Source organism: Streptomyces flavusporus, from assembly GCF_046267975.1.
Taxonomy (GTDB): domain Bacteria; phylum Actinomycetota; class Actinomycetes; order Streptomycetales; family Streptomycetaceae; genus Streptomyces; species Streptomyces flavusporus.
Window position 1 is genome coordinate 1,888,225 of record NZ_CP176503.1, and the last position, 23,095, is coordinate 1,911,319.

A 23,095-nucleotide genomic window follows, 5' to 3' on the forward strand; every position below is an offset into this window, starting at 1 on the left:
TCGTCGACGAGTGTCCGGTCGGCACGGACCGCAGCGACCAGCGCGGGGCGTTCCCGCAGTGTCCGCAGGAGCTCCGGCCGGGAGCGCAGCAGCTCCGCCGCGCCCCGTAGGCCGACCACCGTCCGCAGCGACTCGTCACCGGCCAGGACGTCCGCCAGCTCCGGCGACTCCTGGACCAGCCTCAGCACCGGCTTCCTCGTCAGCGCCCGCCGTGCCCCCGCCGGCAGCCCGGCGAGAGCCTCCACGAACCGCGGAGCCTTCAGGACCGTCCGCAGCACCTGCGGCTGCAGGACGTCGCCGATCACGTCTCCGTGGGTCGCCAGCTGTTCCAGTACCTGCTGGTTCCCCAGCAGGGCGAGCCACCCCGCCGCGTCGGCCGCGACGTCCGGCCGGTCCGCCAGGGCGTCGGCGAGGCCGGGCACCTCCGCCAGCCGCGCGACCAGCGCGGGACGCTGTGCGGACGCCTCCAGGCGGCCGGGGGAGGCCACCACGGCGCGGACGAGTTCCTCTCGCACCGCGACCGACGGTGCGGTCTCGGATTCCGACGGCGCCAGGACGGAGAGCAGCTCCGGGGAGCGCAGAAGGCTGCTGGTCTCCGGACGGTCCAGGACCGCCCGGGCCGCAGCCGGGCTCTCCCCCAGAACGGACACGAGACGGCGGTTCTCCGCCGCCACCAGGTGGGCGCTCCGATGCTCCGTGAGCGACACGAAGTACGGGTTGCGCTGCATGACGGGAACGAGGGTCGTCGTGAAGCTCTTGCGGAGCCCCGCATCGGTGGAGAAGAGGCGGAAGCAGTTGTCGTCGTGTGCCAGCAGCGACGCGAGCCCGTCCACCCGGAGTACCTGGCTGAGGGAGTCCGGTATGCGCCGGAACAGCCCGAGCAGCGAGGGGCGCACCGTGAGCAGGGGGATCAGTGCGGGCTCGAAGAGCAGTCCCTGCGCGAGATACGCGTTCGCCCTCGCCGCGTCGCGGAGGTCCGGGTCCGTCACCACCCTGTCGTATCGGTCCAGCAGTTCGCCGTCCGCCGCAAGCGGACCTGTGCCCAGCTCGTTCCGTATCCGTTCCGTCGTCCTGCCTTCGGCGACGCCTCGCGTCAGGATCTCGGCGTGGCCGGCCAGTTCGGCGGTGAACTCGAATCCCTCGGGGCTGAGCGTCCGCGGCCCCGACGCCTCGACGGCCCTGAGCAACGGTCCGGGCGTGTCGGCGCGGTGCTTCCCCTTGGAACCCGTCTGCTCCGCGGCGGCGTCGAACGCGTCCGGCGAGGTGTCCCAGGCCTGCGCGAAGGCGGGACGCGCGATCGCCTCCCGCAGCAGCACGCTGTCCGCGGCCAGCGCCTGTGCCGTGGGCTCCTCGATCCGTCGACCGAGGACCTTGAGCAGGCCGCCGTCGACAAGCAGGCGCTTCCAGTGCGCGGGCGGAATCCGCCCGGCATGCCGGACCAGACGTCCGAGCACTCTCGGCGCCTCGACACCGAGGTGGTGCCTCACCTGCGGCCATCCGTCGGTGGTGAGCTCATCGGCCAACTGCGCGTGGCCGTCCAGCAGACGCAGCAGCGCGGAATCGTCCGCCAGTAGGTCGTCCGCTCCGATCTCTTCGTTCCGGCCCAGTTCGGCGATGATCGGCACTTTCCTCGATACGCCGGCCAGCCACTGGTTGCCCGCCAGCGTCGCGGGCTCCCAGGCCATGAGCGGACGGAGGTCGAAGAGGACCAGATCGGCCAGTACGGGGGACTCGTAGGCCAGTGCGCCCAGTTCGCCGTCCGGGTGCTCGCGCAGCCTCTCCCTCAGCCACGACGCGGCGTTGGCGGCGAATTCCTTCCGGTACTCGTCGGAGAACGCACAGGCGAGGTAAAGGTGCCGTGAAGCCGAAGCGAGGATGGCCAGCGACACATCGTCGTCGGAATCAAGCGTGGTTCCGCCCAGAACGCTGACGAGGTTGAGAATCGCGCGCACCCGGTGCGGGTAGGCGAGGACATCGTGATACCACTGCCCCGGCCGGGACCCCGCCTCACCGTTCCTGCCGGGCCTGTCGTCCGCGGCCATGGTCCGGGCCAGCAGACGCACGACCTCCACCCGGGGATCACCGGGTGTGAGGAACCACTGCTGCTCGCTCCTGGGCAGGGATTCCCATACGGCGCGGAACGCCGGACTCGCCGAGCGGAGGTAGGCCAGCATGGGCCCGATGCCCATGCGTCCGACGGCCTCACGGGTGGGTTCTCCGGTCCTGTCGGCAGCGGGCGGCGTCCAGGGCCGCCGCAGTTCCTCGGCCAGATGCGCGTCATCGACGCCGTCGTAGTGCTGCGGGTCGTAGGAGAGCGCCAGCGCGACCGACGCGTTCTCCACTGCGGCTGCGATCCTGCCTTCGTCCGAGAGCAGCCGCACCGCGATGCCCGGCGCGGTTTCCAGTACGTCCGTCAGCCGTGGCGCACTCTGCAGGATCTCCAGGACCCGCGGGTTCCGGACGACGATGTCGAAGAGCCGCTGGTCGGACAGGACGACATTGTGCACCTTCGGGTGCCGCCTGAGCACGACCCTCAGTGCGTCATCCGCCAGGAGCCTTGTGAAGTACTCCTGCGGCCGTTCGCTCTTCCGCATCAGTTCGGTGGCCAGGGACGAGAGCAGGCCCACCTCACGGGAGACCTCCCTCAGGATCTCGTTCCCCGCTGCGGGGTCCTCCCGCCACAAGGACACCATGGCGGAGGCGAACTCAGGGGAGTCGTTCATCAGTTCCATCAGCGTACGGGCTTCCATCACTGCCCGGATCAGATCCGGCTGTCCGTCCAGATTGACCGCCAGGCGGGCGTGCGCGGCATTCAGGAAGATCCTGCGCAGCAGAGGGTCGTCCTCGAGCTCCCGTGCCAGCTCCTCCCGGCCGAGGATCTCCGCGGTATGCGGGTCCTGCGCCAGCCACCATTGCTCAGACGCCGACACCAGCCCTTCCAGCAGCGCCGGAGCACGGCCCAACCGCTCCGCCAAAACCGGCTCCGCATCGACCAGGCCGTACAGTTGGACCCTTTGGACGAGGGCGTACACCACCTGAGGGACCGCCAGGATCGCGTCGCGCACGTCGGCCCTCGCGGCCCCCTGTACACGGGTGACGACCTGCGCCACGGACAGGGCGGTGACATCAGCGGGCAGCGGTGCCCTCGCCAAAAGACCGAGCGTGGTCTCGACGATCCTCTCGTACGACTCCTTCCTCACCGCCTGGATCCCTGCCAGTTCGGACCGGAGTTCACGGTCCAACCGTGCGCGCTCTTCCCGGCTCAGGTAGGACTGCTCCTGCTGGTTGGCGACCCGTGTGCCGTCAGATGCGGCTTTCCCTCCCTTCTTCTTGCTCTTGGCCCCTCCGGGCAGGGAAGCGCTCGCGCCGGACGGGGTCCCCCCGTGGTTCGGCCGGTGCGGGTGCTTCCACGGGGCCGCGGAGCGGACGGAGATCTCCTGCGAGACCCTCACGGCCGCCTGCGGTCCGTCACCGACGAGGGCGGCCAGCACCTGGCGGAACGCCTCGTGCTGCTCCTTCCTGGCCCGCTCCTCGGCGACGCCGCGGCCGATGATCGGCGGGAAACGGTTGTACGCCTGCAGGATGGAAACGGCCTCGACGAGGTTGGCGCGGGGGGTTCCGGAGAACTCGTCCTCCTCCTCACCGCGGGCCGGCTCCGGGCCGGCGGAACCGTCTTGCCGATCCGCGGCGTTCCGTCGCCGGGCCACCATCTCTGACCAGCCGTAGGACGGTCCGGCACCGTTCTGGAGGTCCCCGTCCTCCGCCGCCCACCGGCTCGGCCCACCTCCCTGCATCCTTCGCGCGCCGTCATCGTGCGGGGCGCCTCTGCCGAAGGTGGACGTCACGGGGAGAGACATCATCCGCACGGCCACGGACTGTTCGCCGAGCCACACGCCCTCGGCGCCGCCGATCGGCGCGGCGCCCTCCTGTTCCACCGCGAGCAGAGCTTCGGCGGCCGAAGGCAGTTCGACGGACCCGTCCGCGCCCAGTGGGCCTCCGGGCCCGAGTCCGCCGACGTCGTCGGGCAGCGCCCGCGCCCGCAGCCTCTCGATGAGGTCACCGGCGCCGAGGAGGGCGGACGTCCCGTGGCCACCTCCGAGCAGGCCCGGTCCTCGTCTCTGGCCGACTGGCGCCGAGCCAGCCTGGCTCTCGGCCATAATTTCGTCGCGCATCAACTCGGCCAGGTGGCCTTGGCGCTCCAGCAACCGCTTCTTGAGCATTTCCGCAACGCCGTCCTCGAATCCGACAGAATCCACTGCCGCATCAATTTCATCCGGTTGGATGTCGAGAACCCGCTGTACCGACTGGGTCAACTGCTCTTTCGTCATGCCCGCAAAAATTGTTGCGGAATTTGGATTCTTAGTACGATCCCTTAGGCTGTTCCACTCGCTCACGCTGGAACCGAATGACTCACCCTTCCATTCTCCGCGCGCTCGAAACAGCAGGGCACCACCAGTATCAACTCGGACCGGCGCCCCTTCTACGGTCATGATGTTGTCAAAAAGCTCCCCTATCACATCCCAGTTCGCCAGCCAGGCATCGACAGCGAAGCCCTGACGGACAAGCGCCATGTACTCTCCGTCACCCAGCCGATGTTTCAGGTCTGACTTGGCGCCGGGTAGCCACTCGGATGCTGTCCCCGACATACCTTCGACCATCGCCAGTCGCATGTCGGCGACGGCCACCCCAGCGAGCTCGTAAAGCCGCGCCGCCAGCACCTCGTTCCGAGAATGCATAGGAGAAGGGGATTGCTTGAGATAGAAGGAATGTCCATCGGGATTGACGTAAGTGCCGCCAGGGTTTGACCCCAACTGCTCACCAACACGTCCCCAACCCGAGGTCATCCACCAGTTGGGAACTTTACGTACGACGCCTTCGACGGAAGCCACGTGCGACCGGGGCCCGGAGCGTGCAAAGTCAGCCGTCGCCCCAGCGTAAGGACCGGCGCTCCCACCACCATTCAAAATTTGCCTGTACGTCCCGTCGGACAATCTGCCGTCCCGCCAAGCAGTGTAGAGATTCCACTCAACGTCGCGTCCCGAATTAAACTGGCGGAAAGCCACTCGCAGCATTTCATAGGAGTAGGGAGCGAGCAGTTTCTCCACCTGCTCAATGCTGGCCCTAAGCCGTTCCTCGGGAATCGGATCTGTGGCCAGCAGAACTGCGATCCGGTCCACGTGGAACCGCAGATCCTTTTCCCCCTGCAACGGACCGTCAGGAAATTTGTAATCTTCGACTTCATCACGATCCATGACCTCGACTCGGTAGTCGAAACCATGCAAGTGCGCAAACTGCTCCAGCGCTTTCTTGTCGTTCCTGTACGCCTCTTTGAATCCATCCTCGGCAATCAGCCTGATGAGATCAACGTCATCCCAGCGCACAGTCCCGTGAATCTGAGTCTCTATATACAGATGACCGTCGGGGAGATCGGATTCAGAGTCGTAACGGAAGTTCGTGGCCTCCGCAAAAACCCGCCTGACGACTTCCTCATTGCCATTAGCGAGCAATGGCCAAAGATACCCTGGTCCGGTAACCCCGCGCACGCCTCCAGGACCCAGGGCATAGGAATCCTGCGGAGTATGGGTGACTCTGTCACGCACATGCGGCTTCAGCCTGAAAATCATCGAGCCATAGTCGGATGCGCCTCCCTCCAGATTTCCAGGAAAGGCCAGAGCCGCATACTTGGGAAGATCCTTTACGTCGGCCCTTGACGGCGCGAACGCCAGGCGCTCAACGAGCCCAGGCGCCGCTTGCCATGGATTCGGCAGGTCGGCACCGTCGTATGCCGGATAGCCCCCTCCACCCTTTTCTGTCCTTTTCACCGAAGCAGAGTAGCCGAGACCTTCCTCAGTGTTGCCGCGCGAGTTGAGGTACTGCACGCCCTTCACTGAGGGCCCGAGTTCCCATACACCCCGGAAGACGACCTCGACATCATTCAGCATGTGATCGAAAACACGAAGGCCATCCACCAACATGTCCGGATTCACATTAACCGTGATATCCATTTCCTCACACATGAAGGAGTGGGCGCGATTAATAATGTCATTCAACGCCCCGTCCTCATTAAACGGATATTTGCTGGCCCAGGACAACTCCCCACTTCTTAGCCGATTGATTAGATTTTGCCGTTCGAAGTCCGCGACCTCGCGGCCTCGCCGTTCGATGACCACCAGGGCAGCCGTTTGCTCGGGCGATAGATCCGACCAGCCTCTTCTCATCTTAAGATCTTCAAAGAGGCTGATGTCTTCTTCGGCATAGGCCAACCTGCGCATCAGAACTTTATAGTAGGGATCCTCCGGATCCGTTTTCTCCCTGAGTTCGTCCAAAATCCTTGACGGGATTTCCAGGAAAGCTTCCTCCGTGATGGTCGGTGCGCTTTCCTCTGTGACGGCCGGTGCACTCTTGCCATCCGTCGATGATCTGAGCAAGCCTGCAATTACCAGATCACGGCCGCTGGGTACCATCATCTGAGAATGACGAAGGATCTCATAAGCAGCATCGATAAAATTATCGAGAAGAAACGGGCTCAGCTGCTGACCCCGCAGCCGCCCCCAGTCACCCCTTTGGATACGTGCAACAAAATCAGTCGCATTGAGACCTGTCAGTCCCTGACCCACACGAACAAGAGCCACAATTGTAGCCGCCTTCTCGACGCCCACCGTGACCCATACATCCTCCGGCCATAGCCCCGAGAGCGCCTGATAGATCTCTGTGTACCCGTCCTCCTCCAGCCGCTCTTCACGCACCAAGGCCTTCGCGACCTTCGCATCACGCCAGCCAGGCGCCACATGCCTGACCGGCTCGAAAACGCCCCCTGCAGCCTCCTCGAACCAGGGCGTTAGCGGCATGGCCTCCATATCGCGGACAGAATGGTGCAGATTCCCATCAGACAGCGGAAGAGCTTCACCGCGAGAGCTTCCATCCGCCAGCAGTTCACTCCGCGCACCACCACGCACAGGAAAAGCATCGCCAGTCAGAATTCTGTTCACGATCCGGTAGGACCGAGATATGAGCGGCTGCCTCCTTACGGACTGCAGTTGCGGATGGTTATACGTCTCCGCCACCAGATCTGTCAGTTCTTCAAAGGAAAGAGCACGCTGGCCGACCCATCCGCCCAAGTCCTTCCGGACGTAGTCCAGAACGACCAACCGTTCCTTCTCCGACAGTTGCTCCCAAGGCGTCTCCTCACTGGGCGTCAAAGTCTCCGGCTCGTCGCCGACTTCTGAAGCCACGCCCACGCCGGCAGGGCCCCGGCGGACGGAGTTACCGGTCCGCCCCTGGGCCGCCGCAGGCTCACCGGAGGCGGCACGTGGCTTGTCACCCGTCTTCGCAGAGGAGGACACTTCTCCACGGTCGTCGCGCCCATCGAACTCCACGCCGGGCGGACGCCGCCCGGCCGTTGCGGACGTGGGCGATGCCGCGTTGTCGTTCCGCCCACCCGGTCCGGTCCTCGCAGCTCCGGTCACGGCCGAGTCGTCCGACGGGGTGCCGGACGCGGCGCCGTCGGCTCCGGACCGGTCGGGAGACTCAGTGCGGTCCGGGGCCTCAGTCCTGACCGCCCGGCCGGACGTGTCGGAGGCGGTCTCACTCGCCGTCACCGGCTCATCTTCCTGACCGGCATCAGCCGGAGCGGACGACGGTGTGATTCCCTCGGTGTCGGCAGTCTGCATGCCAGAAGGCTGCTCATGTCCCGCACCAAGGAGTTCCCGCAGGACGGCTTCCCTGGTACGGCCGTCCTCACGGCCCTTGCCCTTGTCACCAGAGGCCTCAGACACAGCGGCGGAGGCCGCTCCCGTCGACGGGGCCCTACCGGCGGCCGCCGAGGAAGCGGCGGAGGCGGTCTCCCGGGACTGGCCGACGGTCCGGGCGGGGGACGAGAGCGCGTCCGGCGCCGACGCCGGCGGGGCGTCGGCATCGGGGGCGGTCCGCTCGGCGGCCTGTCCTGGTGCCGGAGCGCCGGGTTGGCGGATGCCTGTGGGGGCGGTGCCGGTGGCGTGTGCGGGGGGAGCTGCGGCATCGGGGCTGCCGGCGGGGGTGTGTGCCGTCTCCTCTGCCGTGCTCGTCGTGCGGGGCGCGGCGGGGTCGTCCCCGGTTGTGGTGGCGGTGTCGAGGTCGTCGTCCCCGGTTGCCACCGTGGTGTCGCGGTCGTCGTCCTTGTCTGCCGTGCCGGGCGCGGGGGTCTGGCCGCCGACGGTCCGTACCGGGCCGGTCGCGCCGGATGCCGGTGCAGTGGCCGGGCGGGAAGTGCCGGCACCCTCGCCACTCGCGGGGGTGCGGGTACCGGCGGGCGTCTCGGTACGCACACCAGACGAGGTCTCGGCCCGAGCGGTGGCCGGGCGGGAAGCGCCGGCCCCCTCGCCGCTCCCGGGGGTGCGGGTACCGGCGGGCGTCTCGGTACGCACACCAGACGAGGTCTCGGCCCGAGCGGTGGCCGGGCGGGAAGCGCCGGCCCCCTCGCCGCTCCCGGGGGTGCGGGTACCGGCGGGCGTGTCGGCCGGGGTGCCGGGGGGCACCGGGCGTGGGGTGCCGGTCCGGGTGTCGGCGGGAGTGTCGGCCGGGGCGCCGGGGATTGCGGGGGCCGGGCTGCCCGTCGTACGGACCGGGCCCGCACCGGTCGAGGTGCCGGCGGATGCCTGTCCCGTCGCGGTGGAGGGCAGGGTCGCGGCATCGCCCTCGGCCGGGGTGGTGCCGTGCGGTACGTCCCACGTGTCCGGGGCCGTGCCGTCGGCCGGAGTGCCGCTGTCCACGGGGCGGGCGGCACCCGCGCCGGTGCCGCGGGGGACCGGCGTGCCCAGGGAGCCCGGGGTCGCGCCCGGGGTGACGTTCCGTATCCCCAACTCGCCGAAGGCGGCGGGAGTGAGGCGGGGGACCGTCGCACCGGGGGGGGTGCCGGTGGCGCCCGGTACCCGAGGGCCACCCCCCTCGGGGCGAGCGGCGCCACCGCGCGTACGACCGCCACCCAAGACGGAGCCACCACTGCCCGCCCCGTCCCGGTCGCCTCCGCCGGCAGCGGTACCGGAACCCATGCGATTGGGTGTGGACAGGCCGAAGAACTCACGCAAAGAGGTGCCGAACTTCTCCACCCCCCGTTCCGCACCGCCCTCAGCCACCGACATGACGCCCGAGCTCCAGAACGTCGTCCAGTTCCAGACGAACCCGAACCCGAACGCACCCATGACCAAAACCTCGGCCAGAGCCTCCGCCAGAGCCCCGACGACGAACCCGTCGCCCACGTCCACCACATAGTTCCCCGGCCCACGGCCGGACCTCCCACCCGGCGGAGGCACGTGGTTGACCGGCCCCAGCCCCCCAGTAGGCGGATCCCGGAACACCACATCGTCGAAACCGTCGTCCCCGAACTGATTCCGCGTCAGCTTCCGCAGACCACCGGACGCGGCACCCAACCCGCCGCCCAGACCACCCGCGACTCCACCGAACGCCGCGGACAGCCCGACAGACCCCCAGTCCACGTCGTGCGGACGGTACCGCTGCGGCCCGAACGCCATCAGCGCCAAACGCACCATCAGCGTCTGAAACGCCTCATCAGCGGCACCGGTCAGCCCCCCGATGTACTGCTGCACCCGCGTCAGCAACATCGCCATATAGGTCAGCAGCGTCACCCGGCTCCGCGCCATCGCCTGCGGAATCTCGCTCGCCGCCGACCCGCCCGTGAAGATCGCGATCAGCAGCGCGATCTGGATCTCGATGTACAGCCGCACCAGCTCGGCGAACATACTCCACTTGCTCTCGATGATCTCGAGGGCAATCCGGCGCCTGCCGTCCGCCACCGCCTCCATCTCCCGGGAGAACTCCCGCAGATGGTTCTTCCCACCGTCGTCGAACAACGGCCGTATCGCCGCCAGGAACGACTCCCCGATCGATGCCGGCAACGCACGCGCCGTCTGCTCGACCGTGCCACTCAACAGATCCGCGAAATCCCCCAACTGTCGCGCCATCTCCCGGTAAGGACCCTCGCTCAGCGCCGCGAGATCCTCGTTCGCCTGCGGAAATGGCTGACCCGCCACCACCATCATGAACGCCCGCCACTCGGGCGACAGCTCAATGGCCATGACTTACCGGTCCAAGATCAGTTGAGGGGGAGAGGGATCAGATGCGTGGGGGGCGACGCCGGTTGGCGTGTTCGTTGATGGCGTCGAGGGCGTTCGTCTGCGTCCCGACCAGCGCGTCCAGAGTCATCGAAACTCCTCTTTGGACGCCGGCGACCGCCCCGGCGAGGCTGGTGCCGGTCCTGTTGGCGGTATCGGTTTCCTCAATCTCCCCCGGTCGCGTCTGCTGGGCGAAGGCGTCGTCCAGTCCCGGCCAGGGACGCGTAGGAGCGATCCCCGTCCGGAAGTTGTCAACAATGGCCTGCGCGGCCGCGACGTACTGGGCGATGTTGTTGGTCGCCTCGCGGATGCGTGCCGTCTGAGCGGAGAAGACCTCGGGCATGCTGCTAGTCCTCCTCATCCTCGCTGATCTCGTCGCGCAACTTGCGCTGGGAGTAGCGGACGTCGGCGTCCGCCGGCTCCTCCAGGACACCGGGACCGAATATCTTCGCCCAGTCCACAGTGAGGTTGGGCATCTCGGGTATGGCGGGCAGGGCCTGGGTTAGCGGGTCGAGGACGCTCATCACCTGGCGCGCCATGATCATCCTACCGCGTTCCATCGCCTCCAGGACGCTGGCTGCCAGTTCCGGGGCCGCCATGTCCCGGTACAGCCCGCCAAGGAAACGCATCGAAACCACAGATCCCTGGGCGTCGACGGTAACTTCGACAGAACGGTCGGCGGACTTCACGGTGCAGGAAGAGCCCTTGAGTTCCTCCTCGGCCCGTGCGACGGCGGCCTCTGTGTCCTTGAGCTGCTCCATGGCCTCCGCCAGGCGCTGCTGTATGTCGTCCATTCCTGTCATCCGCTCTTCCTGCCCTCGTGTGCTCAACGGCGGTCGTGTAGGGGAGCCGGTCACCGTCCGATGACGGCCGGCGCACCGCCTTCGTCGGTACCCCACACGTCCTCGTCCTCGGGCTTCCAGCTGTCGCGGGTCCGGTCGGCGCTCTCGGTGCGCCGCTGGGCGGATCCCGCGCCCCCGCCGTAGGAGCCGGAGCTGGTGGAGGTGCGTCCCCGGGTGATGACGACGTCCTCGTCGTCCAGGGCCGCGGCGCGGCCGTTGTGCTTGGGGGTGATGCCCGAGGTGCCCTGGGGGCCGGCGTAGACCTCTCGGCGGCGCTCGGAGCCGCCTTCCTTGCCGCCGCCGGCACCGCCGGCGCCGGATCCCATCATGCCCGGCCCCATCATGCCCGGCCCCATCATGCCCGGGGACATCGGTGCGCCTCCCGCATCCGGGTTGAGCAGTGTGCCCCCGCCCAGCCCGGTCGCGGCGGCCTGGACGGGGGAACCGATGCCCCGTCCGGCGGCGCTGTCCTGGCTGTCGTCGAAGTAGGCGCTCTCCTCGGGACCGCCGGGTCCGGAGCTGCCCACGGTGTCAAAGCCGTTGTTGAGGAGACTGCCACCACCGGACGAGCCGGTGTCCAGGCCACTGCCGTCGAACGTGGGCACCTCGGTGTTGAGGTCGTTCGGCAGGTTCAGGTCCCCACCGGGGAACAGGGAGTCCGGACCGTCGCTGCCGGTGTTGGGCAGGGTGCCGTTGAGATCGGTGGTCTCCGTGGTGCCGTCCGGATTGGTGGTGGTGAGGGTGTGGGTGTCCGGATTGAGGGTGGTGACCGTGCCGTCGGCATGGTGGGTGACAAGGTTCCCGGTGGCGGGGTCGAGGGTGACGGTGGAGCCGTCGGGGTGGGTGGTGGTGAGCGCGCCGGTGTCCGGGTTGAGTGCGATGGTGCTGCCGTCGGGCGCTCCCAGCGGCCCGTTGTTGAGGTCGGTGGTGGTGGTCGTGCCGTCCGCGGCGGTGGCAGTGGCGAGGCCGGAGTCGGGATGGATCTCGACGGTGCTGCCGTCGGTGTAGGTGTTCGTCAGGGTCCCGTCCGGGCTCAGATCGGTGAGTGTGCCATCCGGGTTGAGAACACTGACCGTGCCGTCCTGGTGTGTTGTGGTGATCGACCCGTCCGGGTTGGCGACCGTCACACTGCCGTCGGGGTTGTACACGGGGCCGTTCCCGAGATCCGTGGTGACGGTGGAGCCGTCGGGCCTGGTCGTGACAGCGGTTCCCTGGCCGGGATTGAGGGTGACGGAGTTCCCGTTCCCATACGTCGTGGTCAGCGTGCCGTCCGAATTGAGCCGCGTCTGGGGACGGGGCAGGATCGCTCCCCCGCCGCCGCTGCTGCCTGGAGCAGAAAAAGATGGTATGCCGGGGTTGAGCAGAGCGGGAGGGAGGTCGCCGCCGATGCCACCGGGCACACTGCTGCCACCGCCGGGCAGATCACCGGCCCCCGGCAGGCCGCCGGCCCCCGGAAGGTCGCCGAGACCCGGGTCCCCGTTCAGCAGACTGCCGCCCCCACCACCGCCGGGCAGGCCGCCGGCCCCCGGAAGGTTGCCGAGACCCGGGTCCCCGTTCAGCAGACTGCCGCCCCCACCACCGCCGGGCAGGCCGTCGGCCCCCGGAAGGTTGCCGAGACCCGGGTCCCCGTTCAGCAGACTGCCGCCCCCACCACCGCCGGGCAGGCCGTCGGCCCCCGGAAGGTTGCCGAGACCCGGGTCCCCGTTCAGCAGACTGCCGCCCCCACCACCGCCGGGCAGGCCGTCGGCCCCCGGAAGGTTGCCGAGACCCGGGTCCCCGTTCAGCAGACTGCCGCCCCCACCACCACCGCCACCGCCGGGCAGGCCGTCGAGTCCCGGAAGGTTGCCGAGACCCGGGTCCCCGTTCAGCAGACTGCCGTCCCCACCACCGCCGGGCAGGCCGTCCAAGGGGGGGAGATTGTCGATGCCGAAAAGTTCGGCGAGGTCGGGTAGGTCAGTGTCTCCCGTACCGTTCTGGATCTGGCTGGGCGTATCCGTGGTGACTTTGCGGACCCGTTCTCCCACGGTCTCCAGGGCCTGCCGCCAGTTGTTGCTGAGGTTACTCGTGACCTGCTCCGCCACCAGGCCGATCGTGGTGTCGACGTGCTGATTCCACTTGGCGATGGCCGCCCTGCCCACCTGCACCCAGGTGGACGGATAGGCAAGGGGACCCCAGTCATGGTCCTGGCGGAACGGAGGAAGGGTAGTGAAATCGGGGTCGAAATTATCTGCGATCAGATTTCCCCGCTGCTGGACAATTTGGGAGTGGTTGTTGGCAACGGTCCATCTGACCAGGTCCTCGATCTCGGCGAGAACCCAGCGATACGGATCGTGCCACCCGTCTGCCGCCCAGTGGTCCCAGGCAGCACGCAGTGACGCCGCCCCGTGCCGCAGGGCCTCCTGAGCCCAGGCCAGCGAGTCCCCTATCTGGGACTGCGGGGTTTGGCCGTTCATGTAGGCGCGCCCGGAAGTGAAGTCGCGGCCGCCCATTTGATCGACGTAACCGTCGTAGTTCTGGCGGATGATGTGGATCAGGTCCCAGAAGGCACCCGCGGCCTCGCCTCGGAACGGGGACTCCTCGTCGCCGAAGGACTTCTCCCACGACAGCAGTACCTCCGCGCGCCCCTGGAAGAACAGCGAGGCCCGGTCGAAGGCCATGCCGGTGCGCTGGAAGGAGTCCAGGCTGACGTGGGCCGAGTCCGGGACGGAGAGACCGGAGAACGCCACGCGACGGGTCGTGTAGGACGGTGGCCGCAGCAACGCGTCCAGGGCGACGGTAGGGCCGGTGATATAGGCGGCGAGCTTCCCGCGGTCCCACGTGCCCGTGCTGTTCTCCGCGGCGGAGGCTCCCTCCGACATGGTGCCGCCGGGGCCCAGGAGCGGCCGTCCATTGGTGCCGATGAACCGGATGTTGACGCCTCGCATCCGGACACCCTTGTGTGCGCCGTTGCCGCCTCGGGTTTCGTAGAACGGCATGACGAAGTCGAATCCGTGGGTCTGCCAGCCCCATGCGTCCTGCGACGTCGGCTGCATCCGCCAGTGGTCGATGCCGACGATGTCGAAGAGGGGAATGCCGTGCTGGCTCGTGAGTTCTTCGAACAGTCCCGCACGGTCGGGCATGGGGTAACCGGTGAGCAGGCTGACGGCCCTGCCCCATGAGTCGTTGGCGGCCGAACCGCCTTCGGAACCGGATTCGTCATTCTCAGCCACGACGTACTCTTGACGTTTCTCTCAGAGGGGATCGCAAAGGGGGGAGCGGTACGGGTCCAGAGCAGTCCGAGTACTAGGACTCATCGGACGAGTTCGAGTCGTCGGATGAATCCGAGTCGTTGGACGAGCCGGAGTCATCGGACGAGTCGGAGTCGTTCGAATTGACGACCACGGGGAAATCGGAACCACTCTGGTCCGGACCTCCCAGGGCATCCTCCACCTCGTCCAAGTGCTCCAGGAAGTCCTCCGCGGAAATCGCGTGGAGATTGGCTTCCTGGTTGGTGAGGAAATCTGTGATGATTTCACCCAGGGCCTCAGAGATCTCCGGGAAGAGTCTCCGCTGGTCCTGTTGGAGGATGTCGTCGATGTCCTGTGCCTGATCCCTCACCCTCGTCAACAAGGGCCCCCCGTTCACCGAACCGGACGTCATGCCCCCGATGACCAGCATGGGGTCTTGCTGCCGGGCGCCGTCGTCCGCCTCTTCGCCGGTCAGCAGACCGATGAGGGACGGGGCCCAGTCACCGCGCCTGATGCGGTCCAGTTCGCTGATGAATTCGACTATGTCGACGTCTCGGAAGGCACGCATTCCCGCTGCGTCGAAACCGATGATGGGCATGAGGGGGATGGTCCTTTCAGCCGGGGGTCAGCGGCTCAGCCCGCGCCAAAGATCCGTCCCTTGCATGTCCGCCCGCTGCCACCCCTCCGCCAGGTCCACCAGCAGGCCGGTGTGGCCCTCGAGAGCGGCTGACGCCGCATTCATGTCGCCATCCCACTGCGCCTGGACGACGTTGTACTCATCTCGGGCCTCTCCCTGCCACTGGGTGAAGCTGGTCCTGATGTCGCTCTGGAGCTCGGTGACTATCTGGCGGATCTTGCTGTTGATCTGCTGCAACTCCTCCGCGGTGACTCGCGACCCGTTGGGGTCAATGTAGATGTCAGGACCGTCCGTGGGCGTGGACACGACTGGCACACTCCTTTGCTGGTTGAGGGACTCGATCGATCGCAGCTACGCGAAAGCGCCGTGTATCAATTGCCCATCATGGCGTTCTGGGCATTCTGACGGGCGCTAACCGCATCCACACTCAGGGCGGTCTGATTGCTCTGCATCCGGGCGGTGTCCCCGTACGCCGTGGTGATGTTTTCGAGGTCTTTCACGATCTTCATCACATGGCTGAGCCATTCCTGGAGAAGACCGCTGTACGCCGAACCGTCCAAACCTCGGAACTGCGTCTGAAGGTTGCCTACCTGGCCATCGATTGTGTCGATTTGCATCTCGATGCCCTGCTTGGCCTGCGTCAGACGCTCGATCGCCCGCTGATTCTCACTCTGACTTCCGGAGATGGCGGGTGTGGGTGTGGACATTTCTGTCTCCTTCTCAACGCTCGGGCAGCGCGGACAACCATGATGACGGCGCCGGGAGTCAGACGGCCGGGCGGAATTCCCAGGAACACGTAAGGGGTTGATCACCGCTTACCGCTTGTCGGTCACCGAGACGGTTCAGTCAGGACTGTACAGCGCGGCGCGGAAGTCACACGCATGGGTCGGGAGCGATCGGGCAGCCGGTGGTGCCCGACCGTACTCACCGACCGTGTGGCCGGAGAGGAACCGCCGTTGTGTCTCACTGCGGCCGGCGTATGTCTTCAGGACCGCCGGTGGGATCCGCGGCACACCGCTGAGTGCCCGAGGAGCCGGCGTCGCGCCGGGCGCAGGTGTAGTTCATCGTCAGGAACGCTTCGCACAGGCGGCACTTGTGGTGCGCGGTGAGGTGACACCGGCGGCGGCGTCGGACGTGAGGTCGGGGCCGGTGGGAAGCATCGCGAGGAGCGGGGAGGGCAGTTGGACCGCGTCCTGGACGGTGTACCCCAGAGCGCCCAGTGATTTCTCCCCGTCGACGCGGTACTTGACCCCGTTCTCCGTGACCAGGTACGTGGTGTCCCCGAGCGGGCCGCCGGCCGCCCCCAGTACGCGCACGAGCGCGCCGTGCCGGGGCGGGACCACGATGCCGTCGACGGGGTTGCAGGCAGGCGCGGTGGGTGCCGCTGTGCGCTGGGCGAGCGGGGTGAGCGCCGAGACGGGCACGAGGGCACCCGAGACCTTGGTACCGCCGGAGCCGCGGGGTTCGACGACAGCGCACAGTGCTGTGTCGGCGGTGATGTCGGTGAGCCCTGGCGGTGTGTCCGGCAGGGTGTCGGAGGTGTCGGCGGTGCGGGGCGCCAGGTGCCGTCCGAGGATGTCCGAGCCGAGTGTGCGGGGCTGGGGAGCCTTGCCCTCGTAGGCGATCGTGCGGGTCTTGGGGTCTCCGAGCAGGAGGGCGGCGGCGGTTTCGGTCAGCGGGCTCAGGCCACCGCGGGTGAGGACGTACCAGGCGGGAGTGCCTCCGGGGACCTGTACCTGGAAGAGCTGCCCGACGCGGGTGGCGCCGCCGAGGGCGGGGCCGGGTTCGCCCCGGCCGGGGACGTTGAGGGGTGCGAGGTCCGGTCCGGTGGGCAGGGCGTCGAGAAAGGCTGCGGTGACCGGACGGGGGGCGGCGGATCCGTAGCCCAGCGAGGTCACGGCGCCGCCGGCCTTGTCGAGACGGAGCCTGCTGCCGCGCCACATCAGGTGGAGTGTGCCATCGGGGCCCTTGAGCAGGGCGGCCTGACTGTTGCTCAGAGCACGGTCGGCGGAGCGGGTGCCGCCGCCCACGGCCAGAACGGTCCGGAACCTGCCGGTGGACTGCCGGGTCCCCTCGGTCGCCGGGCCGGTGCCTGGGGCGGAGCAGACCCGCCAGGCGCCGCGCTCCAACCGGTCGCCGCCGGGGACGCTGTCGGGCGCTCCCTCGATGCCGACGGGTGCTCCGACAGGGGTATCGCCCAGCGAGCGGGTGCCCACGGTGACAGCGGTGAGGTCCTTGCCGCCGAGGAGGCGGGCGGAAGCATAGTTGCGGACGGGGCGGAGGCGGCCGTCGAGGTAGAGATAGCGCGCTCCGGTGTCCTTGTTCACCACCAGCGCGGTGCCACTGCGCCAGGAGTTGTTGCCGCCGGGTGACAGGTGTCCGAAGATGAAGGCGCCGGCGCAGATGATCAGGGCTATCACGATGCCGATCGTCAGTCCGCGGCTGGTTCGGGCCAGCGGGCTCTCGGGGGCGTCCGGTTCGGCGCTGAGCATGCCGGAGTTGAGTCGGCCCATGACGAACATGTGGGCCTGGACCTGGTCTCGCTTGGACTGCACGGTATTTCTCCTTTCCTGGTTCAGCCGCCGAAGCCGCGGAGCCGGCCGAAGACGCCCAGGACCCAAAGAAGCAGTGGGAGCAGGCTCATGGCGAGGACGCTGTGGAGGATTTCGGCGGCGCGGCCCCAGTGCGGCACGAGCCGGCGGCCCGGCAGGAACCATGAGACGACGGCGAGGGCGGCGGCGGTGGCGAGAACCGCGGCGGCCAGCAGCAGTCTGGTTCCCGGCTGAGCGGTCATGGCCGCGGAGATGGCCAGCAGGGACAGGCCGGCGGCTCCGGGCAGGACCATGGCGAGGCGCTGCCAGACGTTACCGATGGCGCGGCCGTGCAGCAACAGGAGCAGGGACAGGACGGTCTCGGTGATGCGGACGGGCAGGCTCTGGCTGGTGGTCGCGGCGGCGAAGCAGACGGTGACCACGGCACCGATGACGCCGTAGAGGGCAGTCATCCATGTGCTGGCGATCGTGGTGCGGGAAGCGACGGTCTGACTGGAGTACGGCTCGATGTCCTCCTGGAGCTGTTGCGGGTTGGACGGCAGGAAGGGCATGCGCATCCCGGCCAGTTTGAAGGCCACGGACGGGACGAAGGGGCTCAGAATGGCGCCGATGGATGCAACGACCAGGGCGGCCTCTGCAAGTTGGAGTCCGGTGAAGGCCATGAGGGCGCCGGTCGAGGCGCCGGCGAGAGCGGCAAGGATCCAGGCGGAGAACAGCGGCGTGTGAAGTCCGACGAGGGAGAGTGCCAGGGCCGCGGATCCGGCGCCGGCCGCGCCGGCCGCCAGCAGTGCGGCACCGAGCGCCTCGTCGCCCCGGCCTCCGGGGGTGCCCGCCACCAGGGCGCCGGCCAGGGCGAGGCAGGGCGGTGCGAAACTGCCGAGGACCGCGCCGGAGGCCGCGTCGCCGACCGCGCGACTGGCGGTGGCCGCTGCGGCCAGGAGGAGTGCGGCGGTGACGGCCAGTGCGGCGACGCGGGTGAGGGCGGCGAACCCGGGTGAGGCGAGGATGAGCAGGCCGGCGGTCAGGGCGAAGCCGGTGAGTGAGCGCAGCAGCATGCGGCTGCTTTGCGGGCTCCAGGTGTGGAGGCGGTCGCGCAGGTTGTCGGCGATGCCCTCGACGAGGTCGTCCAGCCGTACTTCGGGGAGTTGGTCGGTGCGAGGGCGCAGGTAGAGCACCTCACCGTCGTTGATGTTCGACGAGGCGAGGGTGCCTTCGCCCTCCAGGGGGCTGCCGCCAAGTGTCTGGAGGACCCAGCCTGCGTGTTCCAGGCCCTGTTCCTCGGTGTCAGCGTCGGCGTGGCGCAGGACGGCGGGCAGTAGATCGGCCACCGGCACATCGGAGGGGACCGCGAGGTCGAGGGAGTTGCGGGGGGTGCGGACAGTAAGACGGCACAGTCCCGCGAGGGAGGTTTCGGGCATGATGAGGAAGCGCCTTCTCTATGCAGCATGAGACCGGCTTTGAATGTGCGTGGATCGGATGCAGACTACTCGGGCCGACTCCGGTCCGTTGAGCGGGCCGAGTCTTCTTCCGGGCCTGCCGTTTCACACCAGTGTTGGCCGTTACACGCCAGTGTTAGCCGTTACACATTCAGTGTCAGCTGAGGTGCCTGTCCGGTCAGGACCGTCTTCCGTCGAGGCGGGCGCGGTGACGCGCTCCGCGTTTAAGGAGACTTCCGTTGAGTGTGGTTCTCTTCCGGCGCCCGGCTCGGCGCCGGGGCCCCGGTATGCCTGACGGCGAACTGAGCCTGCAGGAGCCGCCCGGCCTGCCGGAGGTGGTGCCGGACAGTTCCGCGGTGTGGACCTATCTGCCGATGGCGATGATGTCCGGTTCCATGATGTTCATGTTCATACGGCCCGGAAAAAACAACATACTCAGTTACGTGGCCATGGGGATGATGGTCCTGGCCTCGGCCGTAATGTTGCTGGGACAATGGGCGCGTCGCAGTGGTGAGCGCAAGCAACGGCTGCGCGGTGAACGGCGTGACTACCTGCGGTATCTGACTCAGATGCGCGCGCAGGTGCGTGGAGCGGTGGCGCAGCAGCAGCAGGCACTGGCGTGGCGTCATCCGGAGCCGGCCGCGCTGCGCAGTCTGGTGCGCACGACCCGGCTGTGGGAACGGCGACCAGCCGACGAGGACTTCGGCGAGGCGCGGATCGCGGTGGGTGATCAGCAGTTGGCCCTGCAGATGGCCCCGGCGGCGACCATTCCGGTGGAGGATCTGGAACCGCTCAGCGCACATGCGCTGCGACGGTTCGTACGGGCCTACGCGACAGTACCGGAGCAGCCGATCTCCCTGTACCTGCGGTCGTGGTCGAAGGTGCTGTTGCGCGGTGACGAGGCGGCGCGCCGCGACCTGGTACGGGCTGCGCTGGCGCACTTGGCGGTGTTCCACGCGCCGGACGATCTGTGGATCGCGTTGTGCGTGGCGGAGGAGCGGCGTGCCGAGTGGGAATGGCTGAAGTGGCTGCCGCATCATCTGCATCCGCACGAGCAGGACGGTGCCGGGGAAGCACGGATGACGGCATCCACCATCGAGGAGTTGGGCGATCTGCTGGATGCCGAGATCTTCGAGCGTCCGGCGTTCGACCCGGACGCGGTACCGGGCCGGGACGAGCCGTTGACGGTCGTGGTGGTCGACGGTGTGCGACTTCCCGCCGATCACCGATTCAACGGAGCGGGGCTCCGCAACGTGGTGGTGGTGGATGTGTCCGGCGAGCTGGAGTGGCGGCCTGGGCGCACCACTCTGCGGCTGGACGTGCAGCGGGAGAAGGTCGCCCTGGTGCGGACCGACAAGTCCCGCAAGGAGCAGTCCACGGTGCTGGGCCGGCCGGACGCACTGGGCCCGCGGATGGCGGAGTCGCTGGCGCGAATGGTGGCCCCGTACCGGATGAGTGTGGGGTCGGACGCCTCGGAGCCGCTGAGCGCGGACACGGAGTTGACGACGCTGCTGTCGATCGCCGATCTGCACCAGCACAACCCGACGGATTTGTGGCAGCGTGCGACGGGGTCGGCGCGGCTACGGGTGCCGGTGGCGGTCGGAGCGGACGGTCAGCCCGTCGAACTCGACATCAAGGAGTCTGCCCAGGGCGGTATGGGTCCACACGGCATGCTCATCGGGGCGACCGGCTCCGGCAAGAGCGAACTGCTGCGCACCCTGGTCCTGGCGCTCGCCCTGACGAATTCCTCGGAAACGCTGAACTTCGTCCTGGTGGACTTCAAGGGCGGTGCCACGTTCCTGGGGCTGGACTCGCTGCCGCACACCTCTGCGGTGATCACGAACCTGGCCGACGAGGTAGCACTGGTCGCCCGTATGAAGGACGCGCTGCAGGGTGAGCTGATACGCCGCCAGGAACTGCTGCGCGCGGCGGGCAACTACAGCTCGGCGCTGGAGTACGAGAAGGCCCGTGCCCAGGGGGCGGACCTCGCTCCACTGCCGAGCCTGTTCGTCGTGGTGGACGAGTTCAGTGAACTGCTGGCGGCGCACCGGGACTTCATGGAGCTGTTCGTGATGATCGGCCGCCTGGGGCGGTCGCTCGGCATCCATCTGCTGCTGGCCTCGCAGCGGCTGGACGAGGGCCGGATGCACCAGCTGGAGAGCCATCTGTCGTACCGGATCGGTCTGCGGACCTTCTCGGCCATCGAGAGCCGCGGTGTGCTGGGGGTGCCTGACGCGTACCAGCTGCCGTCCCAGCCGGGTGCGGGGTTCCTCAAGCACGGCACGGAGGGACTCGTCCGCTTCCGGGCCGCGTATGTGTCCGGGCCCTACCGGCGGCGGATGTCGGCGGCCAACCAGGCGCGAGTGGCCAACCAGATCGTGCCGTGGACCTCGGGCTGGGTGGTGCCCCGGGAGCCGGTGGCCGCGCCCCAGCCGCTGGTTCAGGAGGACGAGGAGAGCACGGAGTCGCTGCTGGAGACCGCCGTGGAACGGCTGCGGGACGCGGGGCCGCCCGCCCACCAGGTGTGGCTGCCGCCGCTGAACGAGCCGCCGACGCTGGACGGGCTGCTTCCGGGGGTGGCAGCGGACGGGAAGCCGGTGCTGGTGACGGCGGGCCGGCCGGGTACGGGGCGGCTGCGGGTGCCGGTCGGCATCGTGGACAAGCCGTTCGACCAGCGGCGTGACCCGCTGCTGGTGGACCTCTCGGGGGCCGGGGGCCACGTGGCGATCGGCGGCGGCTCGCAGAGCGGCAAGTCGACGCTGGTGCGGACGCTGATCTCGGCGCTGGCGCTCACCCACACCCCGGCCGAGGTGCAGTTCTACTGTCTGGACCTGGGCGGTGGAACCCTGGCGCAGCTGGCCGGACTGCCGCATGTCGGCGGGGTCGCGGCACGGCTGCACGCCGACCGGATCAAGCGGACGGTGGCGGAGATCACGGCGGTGCTCGCGCACCGGGAGCAGTTCTTCGCCGACCAGGCCATCGACTCGATGGCGACCTACCGCAGGCGCCGTGCGCAGGGCGACTTCCCCGAGGAGCGACACGGGGACGTATTCCTGGTGGTGGACGGCTGGCAGTCCGTACGGCAGGACTTCGACCACCTGGTACCGGTGATGAACCAGATCGCCACACAAGGCCTGAACTACGGCATCCACCTGATCGTGACCACGACACGGTGGGTGGAGCTGTCGGCGCAGGTGCGCGACCAGGCGGCGACCAAGCTGGAGCTGCGCCTGGGCGACGGCATCGATTCCCTCGTCGACACCCGTAAGGCCAGGGAGGTGCCCAACAGCGGCGGGCGAGGACTGACCTTCGGTGACAAGCTGCACTTCCTGAGCGCCCTGCCGCGCATCGACGGGCAGGCGAGCGTCGAGGACCTGTCGGAAGGGGTCGCGGACCTGGTCGCCCGGGTCTCCGGCGCGTGGGAGGGTCCGGGTGCGCCGCCGGTGCGCACGCTGCCCGCCCGCCTGCCGGTGCGGGAGTTGCCCGCCCCGCAGCGGGAGGGCTCGGCCCTGAAGGTGGCCATCGGCATGGACGAGGAGCAGCTGGCGCCGGTGTGGCACGACTTCGGCCGTACGCCGCATCTGATGGCGGTCGGTGACACGGAGAGCGGCAAGACCAATCTGCTGAAGCTGATCGCGCGGTCGATCGTTGACAAGTACTCGCCGGACGAGGCGCGGATCCTCACCGCGGACTTCCGGAGGAGTCTGACGGAGGTGGTGCCGGAGGAGTACCGCCTGGGCACGGCGGTGTCGGCGCAGGTGCTGCAGGAACTGGTGAGCGGGGCGGCGGAAGCGCTGAAGCAGAGGCTGCCGGGGGCGGACATCACCCCCGCGAGGATGCCGCTGGCGGACTGGTGGACGGGACCGCGGCTGTTCGTACTGGTAGACGACTACGAGCTGCTGGGCAGCGGCCTGTCGGGGCATCCGCTGACACCGCTCTTCGAGTTCCTGCCGCTGGGACACGAAGTGGGTCTGAACGTGGTGGTGGCCCGCTCGGCGTCGGGCGCGTCACGGGTGATGTCGGACCCGCTCATGCGGCGGATGGATGAGGCGAACACACCGGGTCTGCTGCTGTCGTGCCACCCGACGGAAGGCTTTGTGTTCGGCAATTTCAAGCCGAAGAACCTCCCGCCCGGCCGCGCGCACTATTTCGTGCGCCGCAAGCCGGTGATGGTCCAGACAGCGCTGTTGGAGGAGGAGCAGGCGAGCTGACGGCCCCGGCGGGGGCAGCAGGACGGGTCCGCCCTCCCCGCTGTCCCCGCCGTCCCCGTCGAGCCCGTCCCCGGCCCGGGGACG

11 protein-coding genes (1 of these 11 cut by a window edge) are annotated in these 23,095 nt (G+C 68.2%); 2 read left to right on the forward strand and 9 right to left on the reverse strand.

What is annotated here, in order from left to right; all coding sequences use genetic code 11:
• Positions 1-4,256: the 5' portion of a protein-glutamine glutaminase family protein gene (locus ACKTSN_RS09040; RefSeq protein ID WP_409468599.1), read on the reverse strand. The gene continues 25,210 nt to the left of window position 1, outside the view; the window shows 4,256 of its 29,466 coding nt (coding positions 1-4,256); it begins with the start codon at positions 4,254-4,256; its stop codon lies off the left edge, out of view.
• 711 nt (positions 4,257-4,967) lie between these two features.
• On the opposite strand from ACKTSN_RS09040, the gene ACKTSN_RS09045 reads away from it, so the two are divergent.
• A complete protein-coding gene (locus tag ACKTSN_RS09045; RefSeq protein ID WP_409468600.1) occupies positions 4,968-5,711 on the forward strand; it encodes a hypothetical protein in 744 nt (247 codons plus the stop codon).
• Positions 5,712-10,107: 4,396 nt separating this feature from the next.
• Here the strand turns inward: ACKTSN_RS09045 and ACKTSN_RS09050 are convergent.
• The 8 genes from ACKTSN_RS09050 to eccD form a co-directional block, all read right to left on the reverse strand.
• Positions 10,108-10,449: a hypothetical protein gene (locus ACKTSN_RS09050; protein WP_409468601.1), complete on the reverse strand. Its 342-nt coding sequence runs from the start codon at positions 10,447-10,449 to the stop codon at positions 10,108-10,110.
• Between the two features lie 4 nt (positions 10,450-10,453).
• Positions 10,454-10,900: a YbaB/EbfC family nucleoid-associated protein gene (locus ACKTSN_RS09055; protein ID WP_409468602.1), complete on the reverse strand. Its 447-nt coding sequence runs from the start codon at positions 10,898-10,900 to the stop codon at positions 10,454-10,456.
• A gap of 59 nt (positions 10,901-10,959) precedes the next feature.
• Positions 10,960-14,157 (reverse strand): AAWKG family protein, encoded by a 3,198-nt coding sequence (locus ACKTSN_RS09060; protein ID WP_409468603.1) that lies wholly within the window; start codon positions 14,155-14,157, stop codon positions 10,960-10,962.
• Positions 14,158-14,230: 73 nt separating this feature from the next.
• Positions 14,231-14,773: a type VII secretion system-associated protein gene (locus ACKTSN_RS09065; RefSeq protein WP_409468604.1), complete on the reverse strand. Its 543-nt coding sequence runs from the start codon at positions 14,771-14,773 to the stop codon at positions 14,231-14,233.
• A 27-nt stretch (positions 14,774-14,800) separates the two neighbouring features.
• On the reverse strand, positions 14,801-15,118 hold the full coding sequence (locus ACKTSN_RS09070; RefSeq protein ID WP_409468605.1) for a WXG100 family type VII secretion target: 318 nt from the start codon (positions 15,116-15,118) through the stop codon (positions 14,801-14,803).
• A gap of 65 nt (positions 15,119-15,183) precedes the next feature.
• The gene (locus tag ACKTSN_RS09075) at positions 15,184-15,519 is read right to left on the reverse strand and encodes a WXG100 family type VII secretion target (protein ID WP_409468606.1); all 336 of its coding nucleotides are present in this window, start codon (positions 15,517-15,519) and stop codon (positions 15,184-15,186) included.
• 360 nt (positions 15,520-15,879) lie between these two features.
• The gene (gene eccB / locus ACKTSN_RS09080) at positions 15,880-17,367 is read right to left on the reverse strand and encodes a type VII secretion protein EccB (RefSeq protein ID WP_409468607.1); all 1,488 of its coding nucleotides are present in this window, start codon (positions 17,365-17,367) and stop codon (positions 15,880-15,882) included.
• Between the two features lie 20 nt (positions 17,368-17,387).
• Complete coding sequence (eccD, locus tag ACKTSN_RS09085; protein ID WP_409468608.1) at positions 17,388-18,782, reverse strand: type VII secretion integral membrane protein EccD; 1,395 nt, start codon at positions 18,780-18,782, stop codon at positions 17,388-17,390.
• A 305-nt stretch (positions 18,783-19,087) separates the two neighbouring features.
• Here eccD and eccCa point away from each other — a divergent pair, with 305 nt between their 5' ends.
• Positions 19,088-23,011: a type VII secretion protein EccCa gene (gene eccCa, locus ACKTSN_RS09090; RefSeq protein WP_409474781.1), complete on the forward strand. Its 3,924-nt coding sequence runs from the start codon at positions 19,088-19,090 to the stop codon at positions 23,009-23,011.
• Positions 23,012-23,095: the final 84 nt, after the last annotated feature.

Coding starts and splice junctions, on each gene's coding strand:
- eccD (WP_409468608.1), bottom strand. CDS start 18,782: ATGCCCGAAACCTCCCTCGCGGGACTGTGCCGTCTTACTGTCCGCACC.
- ACKTSN_RS09050 (WP_409468601.1), bottom strand. CDS start 10,449: ATGCCCGAGGTCTTCTCCGCTCAGACGGCACGCATCCGCGAGGCGACC.
- ACKTSN_RS09055 (WP_409468602.1), bottom strand. CDS start 10,900: ATGGACGACATACAGCAGCGCCTGGCGGAGGCCATGGAGCAGCTCAAG.
- ACKTSN_RS09065 (WP_409468604.1), bottom strand. CDS start 14,773: ATGCCCATCATCGGTTTCGACGCAGCGGGAATGCGTGCCTTCCGAGAC.
- eccCa (WP_409474781.1), top strand. CDS start 19,088: ATGCCTGACGGCGAACTGAGCCTGCAGGAGCCGCCCGGCCTGCCGGAG.
- ACKTSN_RS09075 (WP_409468606.1), bottom strand. CDS start 15,519: ATGTCCACACCCACACCCGCCATCTCCGGAAGTCAGAGTGAGAATCAG.